The following is a 13,414-nucleotide window of genomic DNA, read 5'->3' as shown; positions in this document are numbered from 1 at the left end:
GCCTTCCAGGATCCGGCCGAGGAGGCCGCCTTCCTGCAGCAGCTGGTCGTGGAGGGCCGGGTGGTGATCAGGCTGCATGTCACGCGCCTGTACGGAACAGCCCTGGACATCGCGGGGGCATAGGGATGACGGAGTCGATCTCTACTTGAGGGCGGACAGACGGCCGGAGCCCGGCATGATGACCGTCATGACTCAGCGCTCCTCTGTCGCCATCACCCATGCGTACGTGGTCCCGATCTCGGGCGAGCCGATCGAGAACGGCACGGTCGTGATCGAGGACGGGGTGATCACCGCAGTGGGCGCCGACGTCGCCGTCCCGGACGGCATCGACACCATCGATGCCGAGGGCAAGTGGCTCCTCCCTGGCTTCGTCGAGGGCCACGGCCACATCGGCACCCACGAGCAGGGGGAGGGCTGGGCCGGTGACGACACCAACGAGATGACCGACCCGGACGGCGCGGCCCTGCGCGCGATCGACGCGATCAACATCGAGGACGAGGGCTTCCGCGACGCGCTCGCCGGAGGGGTGACCACCGCGGTGATCAAGCCCGGATCCGGCAACCCGATCGGCGGCCAGACGATCGCGATCAAGACCTGGGGCGGTCGGACCATCGACGAGCAGGTCGTCTCCGACGCGGTCTCGGTCAAGAGCGCCCTCGGCGAGAACCCCAAACGCGTCTACGGAGACCAGAACAAGACCCCGTCGACCCGTCTCGGTGTCGCCCACATCATCCGGAAGGCCTTCGTCGAGGCCCAGAACTACGCCGCCAGGAAGGCAGCGGCCGAGGAGAAGGGCGAGCCGTTCGACCGCGACCTCGGCAAGGAGACGCTCGCCCGCGTCCTCTCCGGCGAGCTCGCCTGGGACCAGCACACCCACCGCGCCGACGACATCGCCACCGCCATCCGGCTGAGCGAGGAGTTCGGCTACCGCCTCGTGGTCAACCACGGCACCGAGGGTCATCTGCTCGCCGACGTGCTCGCCGAGAAGGACATCCCGGTCATCTACGGGCCCATGTTCGTGAGCCGCTCGAAAGTGGAGGTGCGCAACCGGGCCAACCGCAACATCGCCGCCATGGCGGCCGCCGGCGTGCGGGTCGCCATCACCACCGACCACCCGGTCATCCCGATCAACTTCCTGGTCCATCAGGCATCCTTCGCTGTACGCGACGGCCTCCCGCGCGACACCGCCCTGGCCGCGATCACCACGAACCCGGCGAGCTTCCTCGGCCTCGACGACCGGGTCGGCGCGATCGCACCCGGGCTCGACGGCGACGTGGTCATCTGGTCCGGAGACCCGCTCGACACCGACCACCGCGCGGAGCGTGTCTTCATCACCGGGACCGAGGTCTACAGCTGGGACCACGAGGCCGACGCCGGGCGTGGCGGCGGCGTCACCCGGGAGCGCGCGACGCGGTTCGGGATCTGAGGATGCGCAACGAACCCCGGATCGGCGACGTACCCAAGGACATGACCCCCACCGACGACAACACCGACCAGAGCACCGACCAGAGCAAGTGCAGCCACCACCGTGCGGCCTACCTTCTGCCCGTCCTGGCGCTGACCCTGACCCCGATCTTCGCCGGATGTGGCTCCGAGGCGACCGACCCAGGCGCTAACGTGTCTGATGTGCCCACATCGTCCAGTCCGACGCCCGCCGAGGACCCGAAGGTCGCTGCCGCGATCGCCGACCTGGCCAAGCGTCAGGGGGTGAAGAGCGAGGAGATCACCGTCGTCTCCCACGACAAGGTGACCTGGCCCGACAGCAGCCTCGGCTGCCCCGAGCCCGGGAAGATGTACACGACCGTCCTGACCGACGGCGTGCGCGTCGTGCTCGAGGCAGCCGGGAAGACCTACGCGTACCACGGCGGCGAGAGCGGCCCGGTCACCTACTGCGAGAACCCGCAGGAGCCCGTCCCCGGCGAGGGAAGCAGTGACGCTCCCCAGTGAGGGTGCCCACGCGGGGCACGGCGACGCCGAAGAGCGGGCCGAGGGTCTGAACAACCGGCTCAACTGGCTGCGCGCGGGCGTGCTCGGAGCCAACGACGGCATCGTCTCCACCGCCGGTGTGGTGATGGGTGTCGCGGGCGCCACCACCGATGACAGCACGATCCTCATCGCCGGTGTCGCCGCCCTGGTGGCGGGCGCGATCAGCATGGCGGCGGGGGAGTACGTCTCCGTCTCCACCCAGCGCGACACCGAGGAGTCGCTGATCGCCAAGGAGCGCCGCGAGCTGCGGGAGATGCCCGAGGAGGAGCTCCAGGAGCTGGAGGGCTTCCTGCGCGCCCGGGGTCTCGAGCCCGACACCGCCGCCGATGTGGCCCAGCAGCTCACCGAGCGCGACGCGCTGCGGGCCCACGCCGCCCTGGAGCTCGGGATCGACGTCGACGACCTCACCTCGCCGTGGGCGGCGGCCGCCGCGTCGATGATCTCCTTCACGCTCGGGGCACTGCTGCCGCTCCTGGCGATCACGCTCTTCCCCGACGGAGCCCGCGTCTGGGCGACGATCCTCACGGTGATGGCCGCGCTCGCCGTCACGGGTTGGACCAGCGCGCGCCTCGGGTACGCGCCACCTGCCCGGGCGGCACTGCGTAACGTCGCGGGCGGTCTGCTGGCGATGCTGGTGACCTACCTCGTCGGCGATCTCCTCGGCACACAACTCGGGTGACCCGACCCCACCCGCCGGGCACAATGGGCACCGATGAATCGAATGTTCGTGGCGGTGATCCCGCCGGAGTCGGTGATCGAGGATCTCGACGAGTTCTTGTCCGTACGCCGCGACGCGGCCTCCTTCCGTTGGTCGGCGCCCGACCAGCTTCACCTGACGCTCGCCTTCGCCGAGCACGTTCCGGACAGGTCCCTCGATGACGCGATCGACCGGCTGGAGACGGCCGCGGGGCGGCGTACGCCGTTCGAGATGACCATCACGGGTGGCGGCGCCTTTCCCAACGTGGCCGAGGGCAAGGTCCTCTACGCGGCCGTCGAGACCGACGCCGCGGAGGAGCTCGACCGGGTCGCCGCCGGCACCAGGAACGCCCTGGTCAAGGCCGGGGTCGAGGTCGACGGCGGCCGGTTCCGCCCTCACCTGACGATCGCTCGCACCGGCACGCCGGTCGAGCTCAGCAACTGGGTGCGGCTGCTCGATGCGTACCGTGGCCCGGCCTGGACCGTCTCCTCCTTCGCGCTGGTCCACTCACGGCTCGGCGAGGGGCCGCGGAAGCGCCCGGTCCACGACGTGGTTGCGGAGTTTCCCTTCGGCTGACGAGGAAGCCCCGGGTGGTAACGGGCGCGAACCGCGGTCGCTACCGTGTGCGGCTCGTTCAGACCCGACCCCCAGAGGAGAATCGGACATGAGTCGTCGAGTGGGGCGCAACGCCTACACCGGACTTTTCAACGATGTCGTGCTGCTCGCCGCCCGTGCGGTGGTCGGCGGGATCTTCGTCGCGCACGGCTGGCAGAAGTACGACCAGGGCTTCGCCGGCACCGAGCGGTTCCTGCGCGGCCTGGGCGTCCCGGAGCCCGCTCTCGCCGCTCAGGTGGCGACCTACGTCGAGCTCGTCGGTGGTGCCCTGCTCGCGGTCGGGCTGTTCGCGCCGGTCGTCGGGATCCTGCTCGCGGGCCAGATGGCCGGTGCGATCTGGTACGCCCACCGCACCACCGAGGTGTTCGTCGACCAGGGTGGCTGGGAGCTCGCCGCCGCGCTCGGCGCCGCCGCCCTCGTGCTCGGCCTGGTCGCTCCCGGCCGGCTCACCCTCGACCAGCTCCTCACCTGGCCCTTCAAAGCCATGGCTGCCAAGCGCAAGGCCCGCAAGGCCGAGGCAGTCGAGGCCGAGACCGTCGAGGCTCAGCCGTACGTCGAGGAGAAGGTGACGATCAAGGCCTGAGGCCCTGCGCTGGTCGAGCCGCCGCCGGTCGGCCGCGCGCCGTGTAACACGTCGTTCGTAGCACTACTCGCCCTAAACGAACGACCGGATAGTTCCACGAACGACGTGTTACACGCGAACGAACCCCACGAACAGCGTGTTACCCCGAACCCGCGAGCTCAGCCCGCGACGCCGTAGAGCCGGTCGCCGGCGTCACCGAGGCCGGGGACGATGTAGCCCTTCTCGTTGAGCTTCTCGTCCATGGCCGCGGTGACGACCCGGACGGGGGCCTCGATGCCCTCGAGAGCCTTCTCCAGTGCGGCGACGCCCTCGGGGGCGGCCAGGAGGGTGACGGCGGTGATGTCGTCGGCCCCGCGGGAGACGAGGAAGTCGATCGCCGCGGCGAGGGTGCCGCCGGTGGCCAGCATCGGGTCGACCACGTAGCACTGGCGGCCGGAGAGATCGGCGGGGAGGCGCTCGGCGTACGTCGTCGCCTCCAGCGTCTCCTCGTTGCGGACCATGCCGAGGAAGCCGACCTCGGCGGTCGGCAGCAGCCGGATCATCCCGTCGAGCATCCCGAGACCGGCCCGGAGGATGGGGACGATCAGCGGCTGCGGGTCGGTGAGGCGTACGCCCTGGGTCGGCGCGACCGGGGTGACGATGTCGACCGGGGCGACCCGGACGCCGCGGGTCGCCTCGTAGGCGAGCAGCGTGACGAGCTCGTCGGCGAGACGACGGAAAGTCGACGAGTCGGTCTCTTTGTTGCGAAGCGTGGTGAGCTTGTGGGCGACGAGCGGGTGGTCCACAACGAGGGTCTCCATGGGCTGAACCCTACGATCGGTTTGTCCTGAGGTCACCAATTCCCCCTAGACCCAGCGCGGTTTCGGTGTCACTCTGGTCGTGTGTCTGATCAGCTGGAGCAGATCGAGGGTGTTGACTTCGCCGTCGCGATGTATCGCGAGGACGGCGCCTGGGTCGTGCGCGAGCTCGCTCACGACCTGCTGACCGATGTCGAGACTCTGACGCACGCGCTCCACCGCTTTCCGGGCGATGGTGGGGCGATCGCGATGGCGGCGATCGACGAGGACTTCTTCGTGATCGTCCGGGTCACCGGCGCCGCGACCAGAGTGCTGCTCTCCGACGTGACCGCCGCCGACGAGTGGGAGCTGGCCGCCTCGGCGCTCGACGTGCTCGGGCTGCCGCTGCCCGAGGAGGTCGAGGAGGAAGAGGACGCCGACCCGGCAGGCGATCTCGGCATCCTCGCCGACTTCGGGATGAGCGCGGTCGACATGGGCATCCTCATCGACGACATGTTCGAGGAAGACCTCTACCCCGACGAGACGCTCTCCGAGATCGCCCGCGCGATCGGCTGCGGCGAGGCCTTCGACGACGCCGTCGGCTTGATGCCGGCGTGACACCAGCCAACCGATGGGAGGTCCCGATGCGGGCCGCCCTCGAGGAGGGCCGTGCTGCCCTGGCGACGGGTGACGTGCCGATCGGCGCGGTCGTCGTCGACCCGGCCGGGGCCGTGATCGGCCGCGGCAGGAACGTACGCGAGGCCGAGGCCGACCCCACCGGACATGCCGAGGTGGTGGCGCTGCGCGAGGCGGCCAAGGCGCGGGGGGAGTGGCGGCTGGAGGGCTGCACCCTCGTGGTGACCCTGGAGCCGTGCACGATGTGCGCCGGAGCCGCGGTCCTGGCCCGGGTGGAGCGGATCGTCTTCGGCGCCTTCGACGACAAGGCCGGTGCGGTGGGTTCGTTGTGGGACGTCGTACGCGACCGCCGGCTCAACCACCGGCCCGAGGTCGTCGCCGGGCTGCTGGCAGACGAGCAGCGCGCGCTGCTGGAGGACTTCTTCGGGGCCCAGCGGGGCGCCCCCGATTTCGGCGAAGACCCTCCGAGGCTGTAACTTATTCGGCGGTGACGTGTCCGAGCGGCCGATGGTGCAACACTCGAAATGTTGTGTAGGGAGACCTACCGTGGGTTCAAATCCCACCGTCACCGCCAGCCAGCCAAGGGCGCTTGACCTGCGACAACGCAGATCAAGCGCCCTTGCTGCATTTCCGGCCGCGCCATCCGGCCCGGGCCACTTGAAACATTTGCCGCTCACGGCCGCTCGTCGCCCCCTATAGTCCGGACGGACCTTTGCCCGCGACCCCCACTGGAGCTCCGGCGTGCCCTTGTTTCCCTTCCCCCGCGCGGTCGTGTCGATGGTCGCGATGGTGGCGATCTTCCTGGGAGGGTGGGCGGTCCAGCAGACCCCGGGCAACCTCGGCGACATGGTCCGCTCGCCGTTCACCTGGGTGGCGCTGATGTTCCTGGGCATCGGGATCGCGACCGAGCTGCCCGTCTCTCGCCACCAGCGCTGGGGCCGCGCGCTCGTCACGGTCCTCGATCAGGCGGGTGACCACGTCGGCTATGGCTTCGTCGTCTCCCCGAAGCGGATCCTCACCACCCGGCGGGTGGCCGAGGCCGCGGTGGGAGCCGGTGACCTGGACCGCGACACGATCCGGGTGCGGTTCCCGCACGTACGCACGGCGACCGGCGACGTCAGCGTCGAGGTACGTCTCGCCGACCGTGAGGACGACCCTTCGACAGGCTCAGGACATCGCATCGTCGCGCTCGATGTCGTGGGCGTCGAGCGGCTGCCCCGCCGCGTACTCCCGTTCCGGTTCGCCTCGCCGGTCGTCAACACCAAGGTCCTGCTCCACGACCCGACCGCGCTGAACGGCGCCGGGGTGTGGGTGGAGTCGGAGATCCGGGCAGCCGGGGTGGCGTACGTCCAGGTCAAGACGGTGCTCAACGAGGCCCCGCTCGAGGTCGGCGACTGCGAGGGCGTGCCGATGGTGCATGCCCGCACCGGCCGCCTGCTCGGCATGTGCGACGGCTCGGTCAGCGACGACGAGGGGGTGACACTGATCCTGATCTCCGCGGCGTTCGCCCGGCTCAACGCCCGGATCAGCCTGCCGCGCCGCTTCGCCCGCGCGCTCACCGAGATCATCGCCGCGGTGATCGCCTGGCTCGGCAACTGGGTGCGCGCCCACGCGATCATGGCGGTGGCCGGCGCGGTCGTCCTCGCCGTCGTCGGGACCGTCCTGGTCATCCGCTGGCTCGACGGCCCCGGACCGACGGGCGAGTGCGTGGTCCTCGATGTCACCTCCTCCACGGAGAAGGACGACCTCGTGCGGAGCCTTGCCACCCAGTTCGAGACCGGCCGCGAGGTCGACGGGCGGTGCGTCGACGTCGAGGTCCTGGGTTTGACCTCGGGCGCCGCGATGGAGGCGCTCGCCTCCGACTGGGACGTCGAGATCGTCGAGCCGATGTTCGAGCGCAGCCAGACCGGCCGCAGCCGCCCCGACGTCTGGCTCCCCACCTCCTCGATGTGGACCGAGCTCCTCGAGCTCGACACGAAGAAGACGTACGAGACGCTCGGCTCCACCACCGAGAGCGTGATGGTGATCGCGGTGCCGGAGGGGACGGCGGACGGCGAGGAGGTGTCGATGGAGTGGCTCAAGGCGAAGGCGGTCGCCGGCAAGGCCGCGGGCACCGGGTTCGTGCTCGGCCGCGACGAGCCGCTGTGGTCGACCTCGGGGCTGGGCGCGAGCGTGCTCACCTACAACGCCGCCGTCCGGGCCGACGCCGCAGCCGGAGCGAGTGTGGAGATCACCCCGCAGACGCCGGAGGACGAAGCGGTCAACGCCTGGGTGCGCGAGCTCGAGTCCTCGGTGGGCAGCTATGGCGACGAGGCGACGACGTACCTCCAAGACCTCTACTGCGGGATCGTCGACCCCGTCGACGCGCTGGTGATCCAGAAGCAGCTGGTCGATCTCTACAACAGCGGCCTGCCCTCCGGCTCCGAGCCCGACTGCGACCAGCTGCCGGGCTACGGCGAGAAGAGTCACCCGCGGGTGACGAGGTTCGAGTCGCACATCCCGCCGGAGGGGACGCTGGCGATGGACCACCCGTACGTCGTGATGCCAGGCCTCTCCGAGGCCCAGCGAGAGCTGGCCGAGGAGTTCTACGGGTTTCTCGGCGAGGAGGAGGCGCAGGCCGCGTTCGTCGAGGGCGGCTTCGAGCAGATCGGCTCCGTCGACGAGGACGACACCTTCCCTCAGCCCGAGGCCGAGGCGATCCAGCGGATCCGCGCCGAGTGGGACGGCGTACGCAAGAACGCCCAGGTCATCCTGCTGATCGACAACTCCGGGTCGATGAACGACGAGGTCGCGCCGGGGGCTGCCAAGATCGACCGGGTCCAGAGCGCCGCCAACGCTGCGATCGGGCTGCTGGCGCCCAAGGACGAGCTGGCGGTGTGGACGTTCGGGAGCTCGGTGCGCAAGACCGCCCTGACCCCGGTGGGTGACCGGATCTCGCAGGTCAGAGCCGAGATCGGTGCCATCGAGGCCGGTGGTAGGACGACCCAGCTCCCGGCCGCGGTCCAGGCCGCGCACGACGCTCTCGCGCAGACCAACGACCCGGACAACCCCAAGACCAAGGCGGTCGTGCTGCTCACCGACGGCGCCACCAACCTGACCCCGGACGGATCCGACGCGGAGGAGAACAAGGCGGCCAACGACGCGCTCGTCGCCGACATCGCGGGCAGCGAGTCCCGCGTCCGGATCTACACGATCCCCTACGGCAACTCGGCCGACAAGTGTCTCCTCGAGAAGGTCGCCGCCGCCTCCGGCGCCCGCTACTACGGCGCCGGCACGCGCGAGAGCCTCATCAACGACGTCATGCTCGCCGTCTTCGGCAACTTCGGCACCCAGGCGGCTGCCGCCAACCTGCCGAGCATCGAGGCGAAGGCCAGGATCCCGGCGGGTGACTGCGGCGGCTCCGCCGACTAGAGGTAGCGCGCCGCGACGGTGGCTGCCCGGGCGCCGTAGCCGCCGCCGAACATGGCCGCGTGGACCAGCAGCGGGAAGAGCTGGTGGAGGCCCTGGCGCTCCTCCCAGCCCTCCGCGAGCGGGGTCGCCTCCTCGTAGGCGGCCATCGTCCGCTCCAGGTGAGGAAGGCCGAAGAGGGCCAGCATGGCGAGGTCGACCTCACGATGACCGGCGTACGCAGCCGGGTCGATGAGCCACGCCTCGCTGCTCCGGTCCCAGAGCACGTTGCCGTTCCAGAGGTCGCCGTGGAGCAGTGCCGGCGGCTCCTCCGGGATCAGCGAGGTCAGCTTTCCGACGACCTGCTCGACGCTCTCGGCGCCGGCGGCGTCGATGGCTCCGCGGTCCCGGGCCGCCTTGAGATAGGGCAGCAGGCGGCGTACGGCATAGAACTCGGCCCAGGTGTCGGTCGGCTTGTTGGGCATCGGCAGCCGACCGATGAAGCCGTCCTTGTCCGCACCGAACCCCGAGACCGGGGTGCTGTGCAGCCCGGCGAGCGCGCGGCCGAGGTCCTCGGCGGTCTCCGCGTTGGGACGGCCCGGCTCGATCCACCGGAGCACCAGGCAGTCGGGCTCGGCGGCGAGCACCTCGGGAACCTTCACGGCCCCCGACTCCTCCAGCCACCGGAGACCTCGGGCCTCGGCGGCCACGAAGTCGTCGCGCGCCGGGGAGAGGGCCTTCATCAGGACCAGCGAGCCGTCGCTGAGCCGGATCTTGGTGGCGGTCGAGATATCACCGCCCGCGACCGAAGACGTGCTCACCACCGCCGCCCCGAGCAGCTGCTCGGCACGACGGGCGACCGCGGGCTGACGGGTCACGAACCAGGCCTCGACGCGGCCACGGATGCGACGATCGCATCACTCGTACGCTCCACCATCGCCAGCACCTCCCGGAATCCCTCGACACCACCGTAATAGGGATCGGGCACGTCGCCGGGGCCTTCGGGATCGAAATCACGGAACATGCGCAGCCCGTTCTCCGGCGCCTGACCAGCCAGATCGGCCAGGTTGTCGGCATCCATCGCCAGCACCAGGTCGTACGTCTCGGGGTCCCCGACCGGCCACTGCTGGGCCCGGTGACGCTCGGGGTCGTAGCCGGCCTCGAGCAGCGTCGCCGCCGCCCGGCGGTCCATCTTCTCGCCGGCGTGCCAGCCCCCGGTGCCGGCCGAGACCAGCTCCACGTCGTCGAGCCCGGCGCCGTCGAGACGGTCGCGCAGCACCACCTCCGCCATCGGAGAACGGCAGATGTTGCCCAGGCAGACGACCGCGATCTTCATGGCCCGAGTTTTGCATTTCCGCCAAGAACGCGGGGCGGATGCCGAATCTCGGGCTCCGATCTGCTACTCGTCGCTGTCGGGCCAGACCCGGTCGAGGCCCCAGCCGACGATCGAGATGATGATGCCACCGAGGACGGCGGCCCAGAACCCGTCGACGTGGAAACCGACCCCGGTCGGGCCGAGGATCCACGCGGTCAGGCCGAGCATCGCCGCGTTGATCACCAGCAGGAACAGACCCAGGGTGAGCAGGATGAAGGGGATCGAGAGGACCTTCAGGATCGGCTTCACGAACGCCGAGACGATGCCGAGCACGAGGGCGACGATCAGCAGCGGCAGGAGCTTCTGCTTGACCTCCTCCATGCCGCTGGACGGGCCGTCGAAGTAGATCCCGCCGACGAGCCAGGTCGCCACGGCCAGGGCGATGGCGTTGGTGATGAGCCAGGTCACGATGCGCATGTCATCGAGTCTGGCAGGCTCGCCAGCCTGGTGTAAGAGGCGCGCGGCAGGCCTGACGACTGCGTGACCTCAGGTCACTTCTCCAGCCGGAGCGCCTTGCAGATGTCGTGGGCCGCATCGGAGAGGTGCTTCTGCAGGAACCGCTCCGCGTCGTGGATGCGGTCGGCGTCGAGGAGGCGGACGAGGGCGGCGTGGTCCTCGGCCTGGTCGTGGGCGTTGCGGCGGATGCGGTCGACCTGAGCGAGGGCGAGCTTGAGCTCGAGGACCAGGTGCTCCTGCATCGCGACCAGCCGTGGTGAGCCGGTCAGCGCCACGAGCGAGAGGTGGAAGGCGAGGTGGCGCTCGTTGAGCTCGCGGTAGGACGCCTTCTCGGAGTGAACGGCCGTGATGTACGCGTCGAGCGACTCGTGCACCTCCTGGCGGGTCTCGGGCGAGGCGTTGAGCCAGTTGCGGACCCCGGCCCCCTCGAGCACCCAGCGGGCGGCGCAGACGTCGCGGACCGAGGCGGCCTCCGGGGTGGCGACGGCGACGCCCTTGTTGGGCGCGCGGGTGGCCAGGCCCTCGGCGACCAGGATGGTCAGGGCCTCGCGGACGGTGGAGCGGCCGACACCCAGCGACTCGGCGAGGCCGTGCTCGCGCAGCGGAGTGCCCGACTCCAGCTCGCCCTCGAACACCGCCCGGCGGAGCTCGTCGGCGACGCGGTCGACCGTCGATGCGGGTTCGTCCAGGGTGAGCGACTCGAACATGGACCCATTGTCCTATCTGCGTCGGCTTCCGGTGATGACCGTTCGTGCTCTAACCTAACCGCACGGGATTGTCTGACAATCAGTCAATCAGTCAATCAGGCAATCCGACGAGCTGACCTGGATCTGACCTGGATCTGACCTGAGAGGGGTACGAGTGAGCACTTCGCTGGCCTGGGGCCGTCACTACCTGATGACCGAGCCGACGCACTACCGCATCGACTACGCCATCAACCCGTTCATGGACACCGAGATCCAGCCGGATCCCGTCCGTGCTCGCGCACAGTGGGACACCCTCAAGGCGACCATCGAGGAGCTCGGCGGCCGCGTCGACGTCATCGCGCCGCGCGAGGACAGCCCCGACATGGTCTACGCGATGAACCTCGGCTTCGCAGCGACCCTCTCTGAGGGCCGCAGGCACGTGCTCCTCTCCCACATGCGCTTCCCCGAGCGCCGCAACGAGACCCGCTCCGCGATCGAGTGGTTCGCCGCGAACGGCTGGGGCACGGCGTACGTCGGCAAGGATGGTGTCGGGCCGACCTTCGAGGCGGGCGACGTCTTCCCGTTCGCCGGCCACCTGGTCGCCGGCACCGGCCCGCGCACCGACGAGATGGCGCTCAAGACCCTGGCGACCGAGATGGGTGTGCGGGTGATGGGCGTACGGACGACCCACTCCGGCATGTACCACCTCGACCTGGCCTTCTGCCCGCTCGACGAGCGCCGTGCGATCGTCTGCCCGGACGCGCTCGCGCCGGAGTCCGCCGAGGCGCTCCTCGACCTGGTCCCGGAGCCGCTGGTCATCACCGAGGAGGAGGCACTCAGCACCTTCGCCGCCAACTCGATCGTCATCGGCCGCACCATCGTGATGCCGTCCTGCCCGGACCGGATCCGGCCGGTCCTCGAGGGCTGGGGCTTCGCGATCCGGATCGTCGACATGAGCGAGCTCCACCTCGGTGGCGGGTCGGTCCGTTGCGTCACCAACCCGCTCGACATCGTGGTCGGTCGCGACGTGCCCGTGGTTTACGGGGGCGAGGTCATCCCGACCTAGGATCTCACGATATGAGCACCCCACAGCCCCGTCCCAGTGTCGCCGCTATGCCTGCGTACGTCGCGGGCAAGCCGCCGGTCGAGCGGCCCGGTCTGGTGACCTACAAGCTCTCCTCGAACGAGAACCCCTACCCGCCGCTCGACGGGGTCGTGGAGATCGCCGCCGAGGCGGCCGGACGGGTCAACCGCTACCCCGACGCGGGCAGCACGGAGCTCTACGACGCGCTTGCGAAGGCCTATGGTGTGCCGGCCGAGGAGCTCGCCCTCTCGACCGGTGCCGTGGCGCTGATCTTCCAGCTGGTCTCGGCCTACTGCGGTCCCGAGGACGAGGTCGTCTTCGCCTGGCGCAGCTTCGAGGCGTATCCGATCGCGATCCTCGCTGCCGGTGCGACCGCGGTGAAGGTGCCGGTCACGGAGCGCGGCCGTCACGACCTCGACGCGATGGCGGCGGCCATCACGGAGCGTACGAAGGTCGTCTTCGTCTGCACCCCCAACAATCCCACCGGTGCCTCGGCCACCCAGACCGAGCTCGACGCCTTCCTCGCGAAGGTGCCCGAGCACGTGCTGGTCGTGGTCGACGAGGCCTACGCCGAGTTCGTCCGCATGGACGACGCGGTCGACGGCATCGCCACCTATCGCTCGCGGGCCAACGTGGTCGTGCTGCGTACGTTCTCCAAGGCCTACGGGCTGGCCGGTTTCCGGGTCGGCTACGCCTTCGCGCCTGCGCCGATCGCCGCCACCCTGCGGGCGATGGCGCTGCCGTTCGGCGTCAACGTCGTCGCCCAGGCAGCCGGGGTCGCCTCGCTCGAGCGGCAGGCAGAGCTGCTGGCGCGCGTCGACGACCTGGTGAGCGAGCGGACCCGTGTGGTCGAGGGGATCCGCGCCGCGGGCTGGGACGTCCCCGACGCCCAGGGCAACTTCGTCTGGTTCGCCTTCGAGTCGGCCGAGCGCTGCGCCGAGTTTGCGGCGGCCGCCGACGAGGTCGGCCTGATGGTCCGTCCCTACCCGCCCGAGGGCGTACGCGTATCGATCGGCGAGGTCGAGGCCAACACCCGCCTGATCGAGCTCGCCGGCTCGTTCCCGAAGAGCTGACGACGGGAGCGGCTCACAGAGCAGAGGTCCAGCAGCGCGAACGCTGCCGGACCTCTGCTC

15 protein-coding genes and 1 tRNA gene are annotated in these 13,414 nt (G+C 70.0%); 11 read left to right on the top strand and 5 right to left on the bottom strand.

Annotated features, from left to right (window positions below; all coding sequences use genetic code 11):
• The first annotated feature begins 187 nt into the window (after nt 1-187).
• The 5 genes from ACFVJS_RS19695 to ACFVJS_RS19675 all read left to right on the top strand — a co-directional run bounded on the left by ACFVJS_RS19695 (nt 188) and on the right by ACFVJS_RS19675 (nt 3,881).
• Nucleotides 188-1,426 (top strand): amidohydrolase, encoded by a 1,239-nt coding sequence (locus tag ACFVJS_RS19695; protein ID WP_378883766.1) that lies wholly within the window; start codon nt 188-190, stop codon nt 1,424-1,426.
• Between the two features lie 2 nt (nt 1,427-1,428).
• Nucleotides 1,429-1,947 (top strand): hypothetical protein, encoded by a 519-nt coding sequence (locus ACFVJS_RS19690; protein ID WP_378883765.1) that lies wholly within the window; start codon nt 1,429-1,431, stop codon nt 1,945-1,947.
• Complete coding sequence (locus ACFVJS_RS19685; protein WP_378883762.1) at nt 1,931-2,665, top strand: VIT family protein; 735 nt, start codon at nt 1,931-1,933, stop codon at nt 2,663-2,665. The genes ACFVJS_RS19690 and ACFVJS_RS19685 overlap by 17 nt, the downstream gene beginning before the upstream one ends.
• A 33-nt stretch (nt 2,666-2,698) precedes the next feature.
• Nucleotides 2,699-3,259, top strand: a complete 561-nt coding sequence (gene thpR / locus ACFVJS_RS19680; protein WP_378883761.1) for an RNA 2',3'-cyclic phosphodiesterase — start codon at nt 2,699-2,701, stop codon at nt 3,257-3,259.
• Nucleotides 3,260-3,347: 88 nt separating this feature from the next.
• A complete protein-coding gene (locus ACFVJS_RS19675) occupies nt 3,348-3,881 on the top strand; it encodes a DoxX family protein (protein WP_378883759.1) in 534 nt (177 codons plus the stop codon).
• Nucleotides 3,882-4,039: 158 nt separating this feature from the next.
• Here the strand turns inward: ACFVJS_RS19675 and upp are convergent, their stop codons facing one another.
• Nucleotides 4,040-4,681: a uracil phosphoribosyltransferase gene (gene upp, locus ACFVJS_RS19670; protein WP_378883756.1), complete on the bottom strand. Its 642-nt coding sequence runs from the start codon at nt 4,679-4,681 to the stop codon at nt 4,040-4,042.
• Between the two features lie 81 nt (nt 4,682-4,762).
• On the opposite strand from upp, the gene ACFVJS_RS19665 reads away from it, so the two are divergent.
• From ACFVJS_RS19665 to ACFVJS_RS19650, 4 genes are all read left to right on the top strand, one after another.
• Complete coding sequence (locus ACFVJS_RS19665) at nt 4,763-5,275, top strand: tRNA adenosine deaminase-associated protein (RefSeq protein WP_378883754.1); 513 nt, start codon at nt 4,763-4,765, stop codon at nt 5,273-5,275.
• 26 nt (nt 5,276-5,301) lie between these two features.
• A complete protein-coding gene (locus ACFVJS_RS19660; RefSeq protein ID WP_378883752.1) occupies nt 5,302-5,769 on the top strand; it encodes a nucleoside deaminase in 468 nt (155 codons plus the stop codon).
• A gap of 10 nt (nt 5,770-5,779) precedes the next feature.
• Nucleotides 5,780-5,867 (top strand) — tRNA-Ser (locus ACFVJS_RS19655).
• A gap of 167 nt (nt 5,868-6,034) precedes the next feature.
• A complete protein-coding gene (locus ACFVJS_RS19650; RefSeq protein WP_378883750.1) occupies nt 6,035-8,704 on the top strand; it encodes a VWA domain-containing protein in 2,670 nt (889 codons plus the stop codon).
• Here the strand turns inward: ACFVJS_RS19650 and ACFVJS_RS19645 are convergent.
• The 4 genes from ACFVJS_RS19645 to ACFVJS_RS19630 form a co-directional block, all read right to left on the bottom strand.
• Complete coding sequence (locus ACFVJS_RS19645) at nt 8,701-9,558, bottom strand: fructosamine kinase family protein (protein ID WP_378883747.1); 858 nt, start codon at nt 9,556-9,558, stop codon at nt 8,701-8,703. The two genes, ACFVJS_RS19650 and ACFVJS_RS19645, sit on opposite strands and share 4 nt — an antisense overlap.
• Nucleotides 9,555-10,016, bottom strand: a complete 462-nt coding sequence (locus ACFVJS_RS19640) for a low molecular weight protein-tyrosine-phosphatase (RefSeq protein ID WP_378883745.1) — start codon at nt 10,014-10,016, stop codon at nt 9,555-9,557. The genes ACFVJS_RS19645 and ACFVJS_RS19640 overlap by 4 nt, the downstream gene beginning before the upstream one ends.
• A 63-nt stretch (nt 10,017-10,079) precedes the next feature.
• Nucleotides 10,080-10,472, bottom strand: a complete 393-nt coding sequence (locus ACFVJS_RS19635; RefSeq protein ID WP_378883743.1) for a phage holin family protein — start codon at nt 10,470-10,472, stop codon at nt 10,080-10,082.
• A gap of 74 nt (nt 10,473-10,546) precedes the next feature.
• Nucleotides 10,547-11,218 carry a GntR family transcriptional regulator gene (locus ACFVJS_RS19630; RefSeq protein WP_378883741.1) on the bottom strand — a complete coding sequence of 224 codons (672 nt, stop codon included), beginning with the start codon at nt 11,216-11,218 and terminating at the stop codon, nt 10,547-10,549.
• A 154-nt stretch (nt 11,219-11,372) separates the two neighbouring features.
• Here ACFVJS_RS19630 and ACFVJS_RS19625 point away from each other — a divergent pair, with 154 nt between their 5' ends.
• On the top strand, nt 11,373-12,263 hold the full coding sequence (locus ACFVJS_RS19625; RefSeq protein ID WP_378883739.1) for a dimethylarginine dimethylaminohydrolase family protein: 891 nt from the start codon (nt 11,373-11,375) through the stop codon (nt 12,261-12,263).
• A gap of 11 nt (nt 12,264-12,274) precedes the next feature.
• Entirely contained in the window at nt 12,275-13,354 is a 1,080-nt protein-coding gene (gene hisC / locus ACFVJS_RS19620; RefSeq protein WP_378883736.1) for a histidinol-phosphate transaminase, read from the top strand.
• Nucleotides 13,355-13,414: the final 60 nt, after the last annotated feature.

Source organism: Nocardioides sp. NPDC057772 (genome assembly GCF_042798075.1).
In the GTDB taxonomy this organism is placed as follows: Bacteria; Actinomycetota; Actinomycetes; order Propionibacteriales; family Nocardioidaceae; genus Nocardioides.
Note: the sequence above shows the minus strand (reverse complement) of the source record. Positions and strands in the feature narration are given on the sequence as shown.

Bases quoted from the DNA above. Each gene is read 5' to 3' on its own strand.
- ACFVJS_RS19695 (WP_378883766.1), top strand. From the start codon at position 188: ATGACTCAGCGCTCCTCTGTCGCCATCACCCATGCGTACGTGGTCCCG.
- ACFVJS_RS19690 (WP_378883765.1), top strand. From the start codon at position 1,429: ATGCGCAACGAACCCCGGATCGGCGACGTACCCAAGGACATGACCCCC.
- thpR (WP_378883761.1), top strand. From the start codon at position 2,699: ATGAATCGAATGTTCGTGGCGGTGATCCCGCCGGAGTCGGTGATCGAG.
- ACFVJS_RS19675 (WP_378883759.1), top strand. From the start codon at position 3,348: ATGAGTCGTCGAGTGGGGCGCAACGCCTACACCGGACTTTTCAACGAT.
- upp (WP_378883756.1), bottom strand. From the start codon at position 4,681: ATGGAGACCCTCGTTGTGGACCACCCGCTCGTCGCCCACAAGCTCACC.
- ACFVJS_RS19660 (WP_378883752.1), top strand. From the start codon at position 5,302: ATGCGGGCCGCCCTCGAGGAGGGCCGTGCTGCCCTGGCGACGGGTGAC.
- ACFVJS_RS19640 (WP_378883745.1), bottom strand. From the start codon at position 10,016: ATGAAGATCGCGGTCGTCTGCCTGGGCAACATCTGCCGTTCTCCGATG.
- ACFVJS_RS19635 (WP_378883743.1), bottom strand. From the start codon at position 10,472: ATGCGCATCGTGACCTGGCTCATCACCAACGCCATCGCCCTGGCCGTG.
- ACFVJS_RS19630 (WP_378883741.1), bottom strand. From the start codon at position 11,218: ATGTTCGAGTCGCTCACCCTGGACGAACCCGCATCGACGGTCGACCGC.
- hisC (WP_378883736.1), top strand. From the start codon at position 12,275: ATGAGCACCCCACAGCCCCGTCCCAGTGTCGCCGCTATGCCTGCGTAC.